The 15,801-nt window shown below is 73.7% G+C and carries 11 protein-coding genes; 5 read left to right on the forward strand and 6 right to left on the reverse strand.

Annotated features, from left to right (window positions below; genetic code table 11):
* Positions 1–126 precede the first annotated feature (126 nt).
* On the reverse strand, positions 127–1,923 hold the full coding sequence (locus tag EV372_RS22255) for an acyl-CoA dehydrogenase (protein WP_130397602.1): 1,797 nt from the start codon (positions 1,921–1,923) through the stop codon (positions 127–129).
* A gap of 135 nt (positions 1,924–2,058) precedes the next feature.
* Here EV372_RS22255 and aroQ point away from each other — a divergent pair, with 135 nt between their 5' ends.
* Positions 2,059–2,544 (forward strand): type II 3-dehydroquinate dehydratase, encoded by a 486-nt coding sequence (aroQ, locus tag EV372_RS22260; protein ID WP_130397603.1) that lies wholly within the window; start codon positions 2,059–2,061, stop codon positions 2,542–2,544.
* A 231-nt stretch (positions 2,545–2,775) separates the two neighbouring features.
* Here aroQ and EV372_RS22265 read toward each other — a convergent pair whose 3' ends face one another.
* Positions 2,776–3,411 (reverse strand): histidine phosphatase family protein, encoded by a 636-nt coding sequence (locus EV372_RS22265; protein ID WP_130397604.1) that lies wholly within the window; start codon positions 3,409–3,411, stop codon positions 2,776–2,778.
* A gap of 207 nt (positions 3,412–3,618) precedes the next feature.
* On the opposite strand from EV372_RS22265, the gene EV372_RS22270 reads away from it, so the two are divergent.
* Positions 3,619–4,407: an SAM-dependent methyltransferase gene (locus EV372_RS22270; protein ID WP_130397605.1), complete on the forward strand. Its 789-nt coding sequence runs from the start codon at positions 3,619–3,621 to the stop codon at positions 4,405–4,407.
* A 149-nt stretch (positions 4,408–4,556) separates the two neighbouring features.
* Here EV372_RS22270 and EV372_RS22275 read toward each other — a convergent pair whose 3' ends face one another.
* The gene (locus EV372_RS22275; RefSeq protein ID WP_130397606.1) at positions 4,557–6,872 is read right to left on the reverse strand and encodes an FdhF/YdeP family oxidoreductase; all 2,316 of its coding nucleotides are present in this window, start codon (positions 6,870–6,872) and stop codon (positions 4,557–4,559) included.
* Between the two features lie 354 nt (positions 6,873–7,226).
* On the opposite strand from EV372_RS22275, the gene EV372_RS22280 reads away from it, so the two are divergent.
* A complete protein-coding gene (locus EV372_RS22280; protein ID WP_130397607.1) occupies positions 7,227–9,050 on the forward strand; it encodes a SpoIIE family protein phosphatase in 1,824 nt (607 codons plus the stop codon).
* Positions 9,051–9,198: 148 nt separating this feature from the next.
* On the forward strand, positions 9,199–10,383 hold the full coding sequence (locus EV372_RS22285; protein WP_165436019.1) for an alcohol dehydrogenase catalytic domain-containing protein: 1,185 nt from the start codon (positions 9,199–9,201) through the stop codon (positions 10,381–10,383).
* A 65-nt stretch (positions 10,384–10,448) separates the two neighbouring features.
* On the opposite strand, the gene EV372_RS22290 is transcribed toward EV372_RS22285, so the two are convergent.
* The 3 genes from EV372_RS22290 to EV372_RS22300 form a co-directional block, all read right to left on the reverse strand.
* Positions 10,449–11,318: a glycoside hydrolase family 16 protein gene (locus EV372_RS22290; protein ID WP_130397608.1), complete on the reverse strand. Its 870-nt coding sequence runs from the start codon at positions 11,316–11,318 to the stop codon at positions 10,449–10,451.
* Positions 11,319–11,634: 316 nt separating this feature from the next.
* Entirely contained in the window at positions 11,635–12,639 is a 1,005-nt protein-coding gene (locus EV372_RS22295) for an iron-siderophore ABC transporter substrate-binding protein (protein ID WP_130397609.1), read from the reverse strand.
* A 195-nt stretch (positions 12,640–12,834) separates the two neighbouring features.
* A complete protein-coding gene (locus tag EV372_RS22300; RefSeq protein ID WP_130399051.1) occupies positions 12,835–13,614 on the reverse strand; it encodes a siderophore-interacting protein in 780 nt (259 codons plus the stop codon).
* A 296-nt stretch (positions 13,615–13,910) separates the two neighbouring features.
* Here EV372_RS22300 and EV372_RS22305 point away from each other — a divergent pair, with 296 nt between their 5' ends.
* Positions 13,911–15,674, forward strand: coding sequence for an ABC transporter ATP-binding protein (locus EV372_RS22305; protein ID WP_130397610.1), 1,764 nt, complete (start codon positions 13,911–13,913; stop codon positions 15,672–15,674).
* The last annotated feature ends 127 nt before the right edge of the window (positions 15,675–15,801 follow it).

Below are 15,801 nucleotides of genomic sequence, written 5' to 3' on the forward strand. Positions count from 1 at the left end.
GCGGGGCCCGCGCCGAAGCGGTTTTCCCGCGCGGGACGTGGGGGCGCGAGCGGCGCCGCCGCTCCCCGGGCGGGGCGGGAACCGGGAGGCCGGGGCACACGCGCCCCGGCCTCCCTCCGCCGCCCCTCAGAGGACGTCGGGCGAGACGTCCAGTACCGTGCGGTCGCGGGAGGCCACCAGGTCGAACTGCGGTCCGGTGCGCGGCAGCTCGTGCCGGAAGAAGTACGCCGCCGCCGCGCGCTTGCCCTCGTAGAAGCCGCCCTCGCGCCCGTGCGCGGCCACCAGCTGCTCCAGCCACATCCAGGCGACCACCACGTGCCCCACCGCCTCCAGGTAGGGGGTGGCGTTGGCCAGCGCCACCGCCGGATCGCCCTCGGCCCAGGCCGCGGCGGCCGTCCGCGCGGTCCGGTCCAGGGCCTCCGACAGCAGCCGCGCGTACTCGGCCTCGCGCCCGCCCAGCTCCCGGGCCCGGTCCGCCGTGGCGCGCGCGGTCTCCACCAGCAGCGACAGCCGGGAGCCGCCGTCGAGCACGGCCTTGCGGCCCAGCAGGTCCAGGGCCTGGACGCCGTGGGTCCCCTCGTGGATCGGGTTGAGCCGGTTGTCCCGGTAGTGCTGCTCCACGTCGTACTCGCGCGTGTACCCGTACCCGCCGTGCACCTGGATGGCCAGGCTGTTGGCCTCCACGCACCACTGGGAGGGCCAGCTCTTGGCGATCGGCGTGAGCACGTCCAGCAGCAGGTGGGCCCGCTCGCGCGCCTCGTCGTCCCCGGCGCTGGCGGTCTCGTCCACCAGCCGGGCGCAGTACAGCACCAGGGCGAGCGCGCCCTCGACGTAGCTCTTCTGGGCGAGCAGCATCCGGCGCACGTCGGTGTGCTCGACGATGGGGACCTGCGGCCGCCCGGGGTCCTTGTCGCCCAGCGGGCGGCCCTGGAGGCGCTCGCGGGCGTAGGCCAGCGACTTGAGGTAGCCGGTGTAGCCGACGGCGGCGGCGCCCGCGCCCACCCCGATCCGGGCCCCGTTCATCATGTGGAACATGTACTTCAGCCCCTGGTGGGGCTCGCCGACCAGGTAGCCCACCGCGCCCGGCCGCCCGCCGGGGGTGTGGCGGCCCTCGCCGAAGTTGAGCAGCGCGTTGACAGTGCCCCGGTAGCCCATCTTGTGGTTGAGCCCGGCGGGCACGACGTCGTTGCGCTCGCCGACCGACCCGTCGGCCTCCAGCAGGTACTTGGGCACGACGAACAGGGAGATGCCCCGGACCCCGGGCGGGCCGCCGGGGATCTTGGCCAGCACCAGGTGCACGATGTTCTCGGTCAGCTCGTGGTCGCCCGCCGAGATCCACATCTTGTTGCCGAACAGCCGGTAGCCGCCCTCCCCGTCCTCCTCGGCGCGGGTGGTGATGTCGGCCAGCGAGCTGCCCGCCTGCGGCTCGGACAGGCACATGGTCCCGGTGAAGCGCCCCTCCACCATGGGGCGCACCCAGGTGTCGACCTGCTCGGGGCTGCCGTGCGCCAGGAGCAGGCGCGCGTTGCCCGAGGTGAGGAAGGGATAGGCCGAGGTGCCCAGGTTGGCGGCCTGGAAGTAGGCGCCGCACGCGCTGGAGACCACGTGCGGGATCTGGGCGCCGCCCACGGAGGCGGGCATCCCGGCGGCGCTCAGACCGGTCGCTGCGTAGACCTCCAGGGCCCTGCCCACCTCGGGGATGACGTGGACGCGCTCGCCGTCGAAGCGGGGCTCGTTGGCGTCGCCCGTCTTGTTGTGCGGCGCGAAGTGGTCGGTGGCCACGCGTTCGGCCAGCTCCAGCGCGGCGTCGAGGGTCTCGCGCGAGTGGTCGGCGTAGTGGGGGCGTCTGGTGAGCGCCTCGGTGTCGAGCCACTCGTAGAGCAGGAAGTGCAGGTCGCGCGTGGACAGCAGGGTGGACGCCACGGGTCGCCTCCTCGGGATCGTGGACCGACTGGTCGGTATGCTACCCCGTCCGCGGGACTCCGGGGTGACCGGGGCCACGGCGCCGCCCGGGCCCTAAGCTTGCTGCCACCGACCCGAGAAGGAGCGCTGACCCGCATGTCCGCTGTGTCCGACCCCTCCCGCACCGTCCTGCTGCTCAACGGCCCCAACCTCAACCTGCTGGGCACCCGTGACCCCGGGCAGTACGGCACCACCACCCTGGCGGAGGTCGAACGGCGGGTGGTCTCCCTCGGCGAGGAGCTGGGCGTGCGGGTGGTGTGCGCGCAGAGCAACAGCGAGGGCGTGATGGTGGACCGGATCCACGCCGCGCGCGACTGGGCCGGGGTGGTGCTCAACCCCGGCGCCTACGCGCACTACGGCATCGCGCTGCGCGACGCGATCGACGCGGTCGAGGCGCCCGTGGTGGAGGTGCACATCTCCAACATCTACGCGCGCGAGGAGTTCCGGCACACCTCGGTGACCGCGCCGGTGGCCGCGGGCTACGTCGCCGGGTGCGGGGTCTTCGGCTACGAACTGGCCCTGCGCGCGGTGCTGCGGCGTGACGCCGAGCGCCGGGAGGCGGACGGCGCCCAGGCGGGGTGAGCCGAGCGGTCGCACCATGTCCGGGCCCTCGGGGGCGGCCTCCGCGGGCCGATCGGTCCAGGGGTCCGCGGGGCTGTGCGCGGTCCCGGCCCCGACCCGCGAGGGCGCGGATCGAGGCCGGTCGGGGCCGAGACCCCCCCGGGGGGGGGCCGCACGCGGTCGTACCGGTCCCGCTGGGGGCAGTACCAACCGGTCGGTTTGTACCGGGCGCGCGTCGGTCGGCACGTGCGTTCAGCGGTAGGTCATCAGCGCGGGACCGCCCTGCTCCAGGTGGGCGTGGTCGTTGAAGGACAGCAGCCGGGTGCCGCCCCGGCCGTGCAGCAGCTTGCTCACCGAACCGTTGACCACCACGCGGTTCAGGGCCAGGAACCCGGCGGGCGCCGTGCCCAGCAGGGTCGAGCACACCGTCGCGATCACCCCGGCGGAGGTGAAGACCAGCGCGGTCTCCCCCCTGCCCAGTCCGGCGACCAGGTCGTCCAGTGCCTGCCGGACCCCGCTCCGGAAGCCCTCCCAGGTGCCCGGACCGCTGCCTCCGGCCTCGATCCACGAGGTCAGGGAGGCGTCGAGCCGTTCCTGGAGCGAGCCGGTCGCGCCCGGGTGGGCGCCCAGCAGGCCGAGGTGGTCGTACTCGTTCCACCGTTCGTCGCCGACCGGCTCCAGGTCCAGGCCCGCCTCGGCCAGGGCCGCGGCCGCCGTCTGGCGCTGGCGGCGCAGCGCGCCGGTCACCACGCGGCCGACCCGGGGGCCGCGCCGCCGGAGCTCGGCGCCCAGCAGGCGCGCCTGCTCGTAGCCGGTCGGGCTCAACTCGTCGTAGTCCTCCGCCTCGGGGGAGGCCTTCCCGTGGCGGATCAGATAGATCGCTGGCATCGCACCAGGGTACGAGCGGCCCCGTGGAGGCTCCCACGCCGGGGGACGTGATCGGAGGGACGGGTGAAGGCGCTGACGGGGTCGGGGGCAGGGCCCGGGCGCCCGCCGTGCGCGAACGCCCGCGCACACGGCGTTTTCGCTTGCGTCGCGCTTTTTGCGAGCAGGACAATGCGGGCGCTGACCACGTTTCCCGTGAGAGGGCGCACCATGACGGACACACCCCCCATCGACACCACCGTGGCGCACTCCGCCCGGGTGTGGAACTACTGGCTGGGAGGCGAGGACAACTACCCGGCCGACCGCGAGGTCGGCGACTACGTGCTCCAGGCCTACCCGGAGATGGTCACCGCGGCCCGCGCCGACCGGGAGTTCCTCATCCGCGCGGTCACCCACCTGGCCCGAGAGGAGGGCGTCCGCCAGTTCCTGGACGTGGGCACCGGGCTGCCCACGCACAACAACACCCACGAGGTCGCCCGGGCCGCCGCCCCCGACGCCCGCGTGGTCTACGTGGACAACGACCCGCTGGTGCTCACGCACGCCCGCGCGCTGCTGGTCGGAGAGGGGGTGGGGAAGGTCCACTACGTCGACGCCAACCTGCACGAGCCCGAGCGGGTCCTCACGGCGGCCGCCGCCCACCTGGACTTCGGCCGGCCCGTCGCGCTCACCGTCCTGGGCACCATGGGGCACACCCCCGACAACGCCCGGGCCTACGCCACCGTGCGCGCCTACGTGGACGCGCTGCCCCCGGGCAGCTTCCTGGCCCTGTGCGACGGGACCGACACCAGCGAACCGATGATCGAGGCGTCCCGGCGCTGGAACGAGACCGCGCCCCTGCCCTACCACCTGCGCAGCCCCGAGGAGATCGCGGGCTTCTTCGACGGGCTCGACCTGCTGGAGCCCGGCGTGGTCTCGGCGCCCTTCTGGCGGCCCGACGCCGCGGAGGCGGGCGGGATCGTCGCGGTCGACCAGTACTGCGGCGTCGCCCGCAAGGGCTGACGGCCCGCCGGGCCCCGGGGAGCGCGCTCCGGAACCGCGGACGACCCGCCGGGCCCCGCCGGGCCCCGGCAGGCTGACCAGAGGGGTTGCCGGTGTGACGCGTGGGGCCCGGGGAAGGAGCGGGCCGGGACACCGTTCCGGTCACGGGGTCATACGGCCCCGGAGTCGGGCTCGAAGCGCACCACCACCGACTTCGACGTCGGCGTGTTGCTCACCTCGGCCGTGGAGTCCAGCGGCACCAGCACGTTCGTCTCCGGGAAGTAGGAGGCCGCGCACCCTCGCGCGGTCGGGTAGTGCACCACCCGGAAGTGCGCCGCGCGCCGCTCCCTGCCGTCGTGCCACTCGCTCACGAGGTCGGTGTAGGCGCCGTCGGCCAACCCCAGCTCCCGCGCGTCCTCGGGGTTGACCAGCACGACCCGGCGGCCGTCCTTGATGCCCCGGTACCGGTCGTCGAGGCCGTAGACCGTGGTGTTGTACTGGTCGTGCGAGCGCAGCGTCTGCAACAGCAGCCGCCCCTCGGGCACCTCCGGCGCGTACGTGCCGTTCACCGTGAAGTTGGCCAGCCCGGTCGCGGTGGGGAAGCGCCGGTCGTCGCGCGGGGCGTGCGGCAGGGTGAACCCGCCGGGCCTGCGCGCGCGGGCGTTGAAGTCCTCGAACCCCGGCACCACCGCGGCCACGTGCTCGCGCACCCGGTCGTAGTCGGTCAGCTCCGACCACGCCACCGGGAAGTCGCCGAGCACCCGTTCGGCCAGGTCGCAGACGATGTCCACCTCCGAGCGCATGCCCGGCGACAGCGGGTCCAGCACGCCGTGGGAGGCGTGCACCTTGCCCATGGAGTCCTCCACCGTCACCCACCGCGGCTCGCCGTCGCGCAGGTCGCGATCGGTGCGCCCCAGGGCGGGCAGGATCAGCGCCCGCGTCCCCGTCACCACGTGCGAGCGGTTCAGCTTGGTGGACACGTGCACCGTCAGCCCCACCCGGCGCATGGCGTCCTCGGTCACCAGCGTGTCCGGGGTGGCCGCGACGAAGTTGCCGCCCATCGCGAAGAACACCCGCACCTCACCGCGCGCCATGGCGCGGATGGCGTTGACGGTGTCGTACCCGTGCTCACGCGGCGGCTCGAAGCCGAACTCGGCGCGCAGGGCGTCCAGGAACTCCTCGGCCGGGCGCTCGAAGATCCCCATCGTGCGGTCGCCCTGCACGTTGGAGTGGCCGCGCACCGGGCACACGCCCGCGCCCGGGCGGCCCACGTTGCCGCGCAGCAGCAGGAAGTTGACCACCTCGCGGATGGTGGGCACCGAGTGCCGGTGCTGGGTCAGCCCCATCGCCCAGCACACCACGATCCGCTCGGAGGAGGTGACCATCGCGAAGATCCGCTCGATCAGCTCCCGTTCCAGGCCGGTGTCGCGCTCGGTGCGCGCCCAGAACTCCTCGTCCGGCTCGGCCAGCAGCGCCTTGGCGAACTGCTCGAACCCGTGGGTGTGGGAGGAGACGAACTCCCGGTCCAGGACCGGCTCACCGCGCTCGTCGGCCTCCAGCAGCAGGCGGTTGAGGGCGGAGAACAGGGCGAGGTCGCCGCCCAGCCGCACCTGCGCGAACAGGTCGGTCAGCTCGGTGCCGCGCCCCAGCAGGCCGCCCGCGCGCTGGGGGTTGCGGAACTCGCGCATCCCCGCCTCGGGCAGCGGGTTGACGGTGACGATCCGCGTCCCGGACTTCTTGGCCCGCTCCAGGGCGGTGAGCATGCGGGGGTGGTTGGTGCCGGGGTTCTGCCCCGCCACGATGATGAGGTCGGCCTCGCGCAGGTCCTCCAGGGACACGCTGCCCTTGCCCACGCCCAGGGTCTCGGTCAGGGCCGAACCGGACGACTCGTGGCACATGTTGGAGCAGTCGGGCATGTTGTTCGTCCCGAGCGCGCGGGCGAACAGCTGGTAGCAGAACGCCGCCTCGTTGCTGGTGCGCCCGGAGGTGTAGAACACTGCCTGGTCCGGGGAGTCCAGCGCCCGCAGGTCCTCGGCGACCAGGTCCAGCGCGCGCTCCCAGCTGACCGGCTCGTAGTTGGTGGCGCCCTCGGCCAGGTACAGCGGCTCGGAGAGGCGGCCCTGCTGGCCCAGCCAGTACCCGGACCGCCCGGCCAGCTCCGAGACCGGGTGTTCGGCGAAGAACTCACCGGTCAGAGCCGTGGCCGTGGCCTCCTCCGCGACGGCCTTGGCTCCGTTCTCGCAGAACTCGGCCCGGTGCCTCTTGCCCCCCTCGGGCCAGGCGCAGCCGGGGCAGTCGAAGCCGCGCTTCTGGTTGATCGCGAGCATGGCGGGCAGTCCGCGCCGCACACCGGTGTGCTCGTTGAGGTGCCGGAGGCTGTTGAGCACGGCGGGGAGTCCGGCCGCGCTGCTCTTGGGCGGGCTGATCCGCGGGGAGTCCTGGGCGGGGTCTGCGTTGTCCGAGTGCTGGTGTCTCACACTGCGCATTCTGGCACTGACCATCCGATGGTGGGACGTCCGGGTGAGCGTCACCGGCCCGGGCGGGGCGCGGAGCGCACGGAGGCCCTCCCGCGCGGAAGGTCGCGCACCGGACCGCCGGGCCCCTCGGCGGGGGAGCGCCGGGCCGTTCCCCTCCCTCTCCTCCTCGAACCTCCCCCTTGGCTGCGTGCGGGCGCGTCCACGACCGTGCCGCGCGAACCCCGGACGGCCCGGACACGCTGGTCACCAGGACGAATGTGGGTACCCACACCACATGAGTGTCTTCGAAACCGACCTTCGGACGGTCCCGGCACGACCGGTCCGAACGCCCGCGCCGCGGCACGGCGACCGGAGGGCGGCGCGATGAGCGACGACGGCTGGCCGCTGGAGACCGGCCTGCTGCGCTCGGTGTTCGACAGCGTGGGCGCGGGGATGTTCGTCATCGACACCACCGGCCGCATCACCGCCGCCAACCCCTACGCGCAGCGCATCCTCGACCGGCCCAGGGAGCGGATGCTGGGCCTGGACCTGCATGAGCTGCTGCACCGCGACGCGGAAGGGGAGAGGACCTCCAGGGAGGACTGCCGCGTCCTGGCCGTGCTCGACAGCGGCCACCCGGCCGAGGGAAGCAGCGAGTCCTTCCTGCGCGGGGACGGCACGCTCGTGCCCATCATCTGGGCGACCACCCCGCTCCAGCACGAGGGACGCCCGGAGGGCGCGGTCATCGTCTTCCACGACTTCCGGGCGCACCGCGACGCCGCCGAGCAGACCGCGGCGCACCTGGCGGCCCTGGAGGAGCTCACCGGCCGGTTGAGCCTGGTCGCGGAGATCTCCGTGGTCCTGGTCTCCACCCTGGACGTGCCCGAGATGCTGGACAGGCTGGTCCGGCTGCTGGTGCCGGAACTGGGGGACTGGGCGGTGGTCGACATGGTCACCGACGGGCGCGCCAAGGAGGTGGAGCGCGTCGCCGTGCACGCCCTCGGCGACCAGGACACGGCCGAGGCGCTCAAGGGCCCGCTGCCGCCGCTGTCCTCCGACTCCCACGCGGCGCTGATGCGCGCCCTGCACAGCACCCAGCCCGTCCTGTTCGACGCCGGCGACCTCGCCCGTGAACCGGACGAACCGCTCGCCCGGGCGCACCGGCGGCTGTTCGACCGCCTGGGCGGGCACTCCGCGGTGGTGGTGCCGCTGCACACCCACAGGCAGGTCTTCGGGGCGCTGACCGTGGCCCGCACCGGGGAGCGGCCCGCCCACACCGACGCCGAGATCCTCGTGCTGGGGGACGTCGCCCGGCGCGCCGGTCTGGTGATGGAGAGCGCCCAGCTCTTCGCGCAGCAGCGCCACGTCGCCGAGACCATGCAGCGCCAGCTCCTGACCCCCCTGCCGCAGGTCGACCACCTGCGGTTCGCCGCCCGCTACCAGCCCGCGCAGCAGGCCGCCGAGATCGGCGGGGACTGGTACGACGCCTTCCTGCTCGCCGACGGCGTCATGACCATGGTCATCGGCGACGTGGTCGGCCACGACCTCCAGGCCGCCGCCCACATGGCCGAGGTCCGCAACATGCTGCGCGCCCTGGCCTGGGACCGCCAGGAACCGCCCAGCCTGATCATGCGGCGGCTGGACGAGGCCATGACCAACACCAGCGACGCCCCCATGGCCACCGCCGTCTTCGCCCGTATCGAGGGCCCCGAGGGCGGGCCCTGGTGTCTGCACTGGGTCAACGCCGGACACCCCCCGCCGCTGCTCGTCACCGCCGACGGCCACACCCGCTACCTGGAGGACGGCCACGGACCCCTGCTGGGCATGAGCGCCGCCTTGCACCTGGGACTGGACTGGCCCGACGCCCGCGAGGAGATCCCCGCGGAGTCCACCCTGCTGCTGTACACCGACGGCCTCGTCGAGAGCCGCGACCACCCCATCGACGTGGGCCTGGCCAACCTGCGCCGCCACGCCGCGGCCCTGGCCCGCCGCGACGTCGAGGACTTCTGCGACGAACTCCTCGCCCGCATCGCTCCCCGAGGTGACGACGTCGCCATGCTCGCACTGCGCATCCCGGCGGCGGGCGAGGGCGCGGGCGAGGACACCGCGCCGCCCCAGCACGCGCACAGCCCCGCCGCGCCCGACCGCGGGGCGCCCGGCGCGGCCGTCGAGGACGGCCCGGTCAGGGACACCTCCGAGCGGGAGTGAGCGGGAGCGGACCCGGGCGGGGTGTGCGCCCGGGGCGCCCGCGACGCCCGTTTCCGCCGACACGGGCCGGGTAGTGGCCGAGGGCAGCCCAGGGGGCCGCGCGCTCCCCAGGCGACGACCGCCACCGTCGTGAGACCAGGGGGAACCAATGAAGGCAGTGGTGTGGAACGGGACCAGGAACGTCGACACCGTGACCGTTCCCGATCCGCGGATCGAGGAGCCCGGTGACGCCCTCGTCCGGATCACCAGTTCGGGCCTGTGCGGATCCGACCTGCACCTGTACGAGGTGCTCGGGCCGTTCATGACCCCGGGGGACATCCTCGGACACGAACCCATGGGCGTGGTCGAGGAGGTCGGTTCGGGCGTCACCTCCCTCACCCCGGGCCAGCGGGTCGTCATCCCCTTCCAGATCTCCTGCGGGCACTGCCTCATGTGCGACACCGGCCTCCAGAGCCAGTGCGAGAACACCCAGGTCGAGGAGCAGGGCATGGGCGCCGCGCTCTTCGGCTACAGCAAGCTCTACGGCGCGGTGCCCGGCGCGCAGGCCGAGTACCTGCGGGTTCCGCGCGCCGAGACCACCGCGGTCCCGGTGCCCGACCAGGGCCCCGACGACCGCTACCTGTTCCTGTCCGACGTGCTGCCGACCGCCTGGCAGGCCGTCCGCTACGCCGACGTCCCCGAGGGCGGATCGGTGGCCGTCCTGGGGCTGGGGCCGATCGGCGACATGTGCTGCCGGGTCGCCCGCCACCTGGGCGCGGGCCGGGTGTTCGGCGTGGACCCGGTGCCGGAGCGGCGCGCCCGCGCCGCCGCCCGGGGCGTGGAGGTGTTCGACTCCTCCAAGGGCACCGACGACGTGGTACAGGAGATCCGCGACCGCACGGACGGGCGTGGCCCGGACGCGGTCATCGACGCGGTCGGCATGGAGGCGGCCGGGCACGGCTCGGCCAGGTTCGCCCAGCGCGTGGCCAACCTCATGCCCCGGGGCGTGGCGGCCAAGATGATGGAGACGGCCGGGGTGGACCGGCTGACCGCCCTGCACACCGCCATCGACCTGGTGCGGCGCGGCGGGACCGTCTCCCTGATCGGCGTGTACGGCGGCATGGCCGACCCGATGCCGATGCTCACGCTCTTCGACAAGCAGATCCAGCTGCGGATGGGGCAGGCCAACGTGCGCCGGTGGGTACCGGAGATCCTGCCGCTGCTGGAGGGGGCCGACCCGCTGGGGGTGGACGACTTCGCCACCCACCACGTGGGCCTGGACGCGGCCCCGCTGGCCTACGAGAAGTTCCAGAAGAAGCAGGACGGCGTGTTCAAGGTCGTCTTCCGGCCCTGATCCGCCGGAGGCGGGCGCCCCGGGCCGGGGGGATCCGGCCCGGGGCGCCGTTCTGTTCGTCCGGACTAGTTCTCGTAGATCCGGACGTAGTCCACGACCATCTGCTGGGGGAACTGGGTGGTGCCGTCGGGGTAGCCGGGCCAGTCACCGCCCACGGCGATGTTGAGGATCATGAAGAAGGGCTGGTCGTAGACCCACGGGTTGCCGCCCACGTCGGCGCTGGTGAGGGTGTGGTACGCGTTGCCGTCCACGGACCAGGTGATGGAGCCGGGGCTCCAGTCGACGGCGAAGGTGTGGAAGTCGTCGGCGAAGGACCAGCCCTGCGGGTGCGTGTAGGAGGAGCCGATACCGTTCGCGCCCGAGTAGCCGGGCCCGTGCACGGTGCCGTGCACCATGTGGGGCTCGTACCCGACGTTCTCCATGATGTCGATCTCGCCGGAGTCGGGCCAGGGGGTGTCGGGGAAGCCGGCGCCGAGCATCCAGAAGGCGGGCCAGATGCCTTGTCCGCGGGGGATCTTGATGCGGGCCTCGATGCGGCCGTAGGCGTGTTCGACCTTGTTCTGGGTGGTCATGCGGGCGGAGGTGTAGGAACCGTCCGACTCCTGGCGTGCGGTGATGACGAGGTTGCCGTTGCCGTCGAGGGCGGAGTTGGCGCGGCTGTTGGTGTAGTTCTGGAGTTCGTTGTTGCCCCAGCCGTGGTCGCCGGTCTCGTGGTTCCAGTTGGCGGGGTCGGGGGCGCTTCCTGCGGCGCCGTCGAACTCGTCGGACCAGACGACGTCCCCGGGCGCGGCGCTGAGTTCGGCGTTGGCCTCGTCCACGGTGCCTCCCGTCCACTGCGGTGCGGTGAGGACCGCCGCGGCCAGCGCGGCGGAGGCGGTCACCGCCGTGGCGACGGTGGCGGTGCGGCGGGTACTGCGGCGGGCGCTCTTGGTCATGGCGTACTCCGGTGAGCGGGGGGACGGGCGGGCCCGGCACCGCGGCGCGTGCGAAATAGCGGGTCCCGCACGTGCCGCGAGGGGCGCGCCCGCGTGGGCGGTCGCCCACTGAACAGGCGTTAAGTGACTGTACGTACGCGACCGCTCGCGGACAAGGGGGTCGCGCGAAAAAGTTGGGATCGCTCCCATGAGGTTGGGGTGAAACATGTGATCTGTGTGCTTTTGGGGTGTTGTCGGCATCACGGGGCCCGGGGCGGGCCGCGACGACGACGGGCCCCGGGGAGCGCACGCTCCACGGGGCCCGGCAGGCGGGGCGTCAGCCGTTCAGGGTCTCCTGGAGCAGCGGGACCAGCTCGTCCAGCGCGTGGGAGATGCCCGGGTGCGAACCGCTGGAGAAGGCGTTGGCCAGCTCCGGATCGTCCAGGATGACCAGTCGGCCGTCCTCGGCGGACGGGATGCCCTGGAGCACCGGGTCCTCGCGCAGGTGGTCCGCCGTGTCGCCGATGGGGAACATGACCGTCAGATCGGCGTCCAGGACCTCCAGCCGCTCCGGGCTCAGGTCCACGTAGAAGGCGCCGTCGGCCATCTCCTCGACCTCGGGCTCGTACTGGAAGCCCAGCTCCTGGAGCAGGTCCACCCGGGAGTCGCCGGGCACGTAGGCGCCGTACTGGCCGTCGAAGTAGGCCCCCACGGTCAGGGTCATGTCGGCGAACTCGGGGTTCTCCTCGCGGATCCGAGCGAAGCGGCCCTCCAGCTCCTCGATGAGCTCCTCGGCGCGCTCCTGCTCGCCGACCACCTGGGCGACCTGTCGGGTCTGCTGCTGCCAGGTGGTGCCGTAGGTGACCTCCACGCCGGGCGGCGGGCCGACCACGGGGGCCACCGGGGAGAGCGTGTCGTAGCGCTCCTGGCTGTTGTCGGAGCGGGTGTCGAGGATGACGTCGGGCTCCAGGGAGGCGATCGCCTCCAGGTTCGGCTCCATGGTGCCGAGCTGGACCGGCTCCTCGTCGAACATGTCGGCCGCCCACGGGCCCACGCCCGTGCCTCCGTAGGCCTGCCAGTCGGCCACGCCGACCGGCTGTACGCCCAGCGCCAGCGCGGTCTCGGCGTCGGACCAGCCCATGGCGACGACGTTGGTCGGCTTGTCCGCGATCTCCACGTCGCCGAAGACGGTCTCGACGGTGACCGGGTACCCCTCGGCGACCTCGCCGTCCGAGCCGCCCTCCGCGGAGCCGGAGGTCTGGCCGCCGCAGGCGGCGAGCAGCAGGAGGGACAGCGCGCCGGCGGCGATCGCGCCGCCGCGGGTCAGCGGACCGGGGTTCATGGGGCCTCATTCGGTCGAGTGGATGAGCTTAGCCTTGCCTAAGCAAGGGTTATGGTGCTGGAGTCGGCCGTTTTGCGCAAGCCCGTGGCGGAGGGCGCGGAAAGCGCCGTATGCCGGTGAAGCCCGTTGTGCGCGGTCGTCGGCGGGGTCGCGCGGCGCTCCTCGCGGGCCGGAGCCGTGTCGAGGGTCACACCGTCACGAGTAGGCCGCCACGCCGTGGCGCCAGTAGCCGATGAAGGCGATGTCGTCCTTGGGGACGCCGTGGTGGCGGACGAGGGTGCGGCGTAGTTCGGTGGGCAGGGCGTTCTCTCCCGCGACGAAGCAGTAGGGGCGGCCCTGGGGCAGGTCGGCGGTGCGTACGGTCTCCAGGGCGAGTTGTCCGGGGACGGCGTGGGGGTCGGTGCGGGCGAGCCAGTGCACGTCCACTCCGGGTGGTGCGGTGACGGGTCGGATGTCGTCTGTGCTGGGGACTTCGAGGTAGGCCTGTCCGCGGAGGTGGGCGGGGGCCTGTTCGAGGATGGAGAGCAGGGCGGGTACGGCGCTCTCGTCGCCGACCAGCAGGTGCCAGTCGGCCCCCTCCGGCGGCAGGTAGTAGATCCCCTCGGCGTACAGGCCCAGTTCGTCGCCGGGCCGCGCGGCCAGCGCCCACGCCGACGCCGGGCCCTCGTCCCCGTGCGCGACGAACTCGATGTCCAGCTCCAGCGCCTCGGCGTCGAAGCGGCGGACGGTGTAGTTGCGCACGTGCGGGCGCACGTCGTCGGGCATGGCGCGGAACGCGGCCACCCAGCCGTTGCCGTCGTCGCCGCTGTCGGCGACGGGCAGGTGCAGCCTCTCCTGGCCCGGCCGGGCGAAGAGGATCCGCGTGCACTGGTCCAGGCCCAGGAACTCGAACCCGGTCAGCTCCTCGCCGGTGAGCGTCACGGTGAGGAAGTGCTCGCTGGTCCGCTCGGTGCGCGCCACCCGGGTGCGGATCATGGTGCGGTGGCTCGGATACCTGATGCGCAAGGCGCGGCCCCTTCGTTCGGGTCGGAGAGCGGTGGGTGTCGGGTTCGTCCGGTCTCGGGGTGCTGTGACCGTATACCGACTCGGGAAAGGTTAGCCTAACCAAGGTTGGTGTGGCACGGTGGTCCGGGGGCGCTCCTTCCCGGTTCCGTGAGCGCTCCGCCAGCCCACTAGCCTTGCCCAGGGCACGACACAGCGGGGGGAACAGGACATCGGATGAGTAGACGTCTGTACGGGGCCGCGCGCCCCGCGCCGAGCGGACGCGCCGTATGAGCGCCGCCCCCGCGACCGCCCCCGCCGCCGAGCGCGAACGGCGCTCCCCCAGCGTCCCCGGGAGCGAGGTCCCCGACAGCGTGCGCGCCCTGCGCCGCCGCACCCTGCGCCGCAACCGCGGCCGCGTCCTCGTCGGCGTGGTCCTGCTCTCCCTGCACCAGGTCGCCGAGGCCCTCGTTCCGGTGGCCATCGGCCTGACCATCGACTGGGCCGTCTTCTCCGGCGACGTCGGCGCCCTCGCGGTCTGCGTCGCGGGCATGGTCGTGCTCTTCACCGTCCTGGCCCAGGCCTACCGCAACGGCGCCCGCTTCACCCTGCGCGCCGTCGAGAACGAGGCGCACCTGCTGCGGGTGGAGGCCGCCCGCCGCGCCCTGGACCCGCGCGGCGAGCGCAGCGGCCTGCGCGCGGGCGAGGTCCTGTCGGTGGCCACCTCCGACGCCGAGCAGGCCGCCCTGTACGTGCGGGCCTGGTCGGCGTCGATCGCCGTGGCGGTCGCCATCGTCGTCACCACCGTCGCGCTCCTGGCCGTGGACGTCCCCCTCGGGATCGGCGTCCTGGTCGGCGTCCCCCTGCTCATGCTGCTCCTGCGCCTGCCCGCCGCCCGCATCACCCGGCGCAGCGAGGCCAAGCAGGCCACCGCCGCCGGGGCCACCGCCCTGGCCACCGACCTGGTCAGCGGCCTGCGCGTGCTCATGGGCATCGGGGCGCGGCACAACGCGGCCGCCCGCTACCGCCGGGCCAGCACCCTGGCCCTGGACGCCTCGGTCGGCGCCGCCGCCAGCAACGGCGTCTACCGCGGCCTGGTCACCGCCGCCAGCGCCGTCTTCCTGGCCTGCGTGGCGGGCGTGGCCGGGTGGATGGCCCTCCAGGGGCGCCTCAGCGTCGGCGAACTCGTCACCGTCATCGGCCTCGCCCAGTTCCTGGCCGAACCCGTGCAGAGCCTGGGCATGGTCGGCCAGCTGTTCGCCACCGCCCGCGCCTCCGCCCGGCGGCTGGTGCGCCTGCTCAACGCCCCCGACGCGGTCACCCCGGGCGAGCGCGCCTGCGCGGAGGAGCCCGTGGTCGCGCTGTCCGGGGTCAGCTACCGCACGCTGCGCGGGGTGGACCTCGAACTCGCCCCCGGCGAACTCGTCGGCGTGCTCACCACCGACCCCCGCGACGCCGAGGCGCTGCTGGAACTGCTCTCGGGCCGGGCCGAACCCGCGGCCCTGGACGGCACGCTCACCGTGGGCGGCGTCCCCGTCCCCGAACTCGCCCTGGACGCCCTGCGCGAGGCGGTCCTGGTGGAGGAGCACGGGGCCACCCTGTTCGAGGGCACCCTGCGCTCCAACCTGGACACCGGCGCGGACGGCGACGAGGAGCGGTTGCTGGACGCCCTGCGCGCCGCCTCGGCCGCGGACCTGGTCGAGGGCCACCCCGAGGGCCTGGACCGGCCGGTCGCCGACCGCGCGGCCAACCTCTCCGGCGGCCAGCGCCAGCGCGTGGCCCTGGCCCGCGCCCTGGTCGCCGACCCGCCCGTCCTGGTGCTGCACGACCCCACCACCGCCGTGGACGCGGTCACCGAGGAGGCCATCGCCCGGGGCACGGCCGCCGCCCGCGCGGGTGCGGCCAGGTCCACCCTGGTCGTGGCGAACAGCCCGGCGCTGCTGGCCCGTGCCGACCGCGTCGTGGTCCTGGCCGAGGGGCGGGTGCGGTGCACGGGCACGCACGCGCGGCTGGTCGAGGAGGACGCGGACTACCGCGAGGCGGTGCTGCGGTGACCGCCCCGCCGGGCGCGGCGCCGGCGCGGCACGCCGCACGGCCGTTCGCCGCACACCGGAGCGCCCCGCCGCTGACCGCCGACCCCGGGCGCCGCGCCCCCCTGCCCCGCCCCCACGACCCCGAGGA

It is taken from the genome of Nocardiopsis sp. CNZ308, assembly GCF_004217075.1.

Coding starts and splice junctions, on each gene's coding strand:
- aroQ (WP_130397603.1), top strand. CDS start 2,059: ATGTCCGCTGTGTCCGACCCCTCCCGCACCGTCCTGCTGCTCAACGGC.
- EV372_RS22265 (WP_130397604.1), bottom strand. CDS start 3,411: ATGCCAGCGATCTATCTGATCCGCCACGGGAAGGCCTCCCCCGAGGCG.
- EV372_RS22270 (WP_130397605.1), top strand. CDS start 3,619: ATGACGGACACACCCCCCATCGACACCACCGTGGCGCACTCCGCCCGG.
- EV372_RS22275 (WP_130397606.1), bottom strand. CDS start 6,872: ATGCGCAGTGTGAGACACCAGCACTCGGACAACGCAGACCCCGCCCAG.
- EV372_RS22280 (WP_130397607.1), top strand. CDS start 7,227: ATGAGCGACGACGGCTGGCCGCTGGAGACCGGCCTGCTGCGCTCGGTG.
- EV372_RS22285 (WP_165436019.1), top strand. CDS start 9,199: ATGAAGGCAGTGGTGTGGAACGGGACCAGGAACGTCGACACCGTGACC.
- EV372_RS22290 (WP_130397608.1), bottom strand. CDS start 11,318: ATGACCAAGAGCGCCCGCCGCAGTACCCGCCGCACCGCCACCGTCGCC.
- EV372_RS22295 (WP_130397609.1), bottom strand. CDS start 12,639: ATGAACCCCGGTCCGCTGACCCGCGGCGGCGCGATCGCCGCCGGCGCG.
- EV372_RS22300 (WP_130399051.1), bottom strand. CDS start 13,614: ATGATCCGCACCCGGGTGGCGCGCACCGAGCGGACCAGCGAGCACTTC.
- EV372_RS22305 (WP_130397610.1), top strand. CDS start 13,911: ATGAGCGCCGCCCCCGCGACCGCCCCCGCCGCCGAGCGCGAACGGCGC.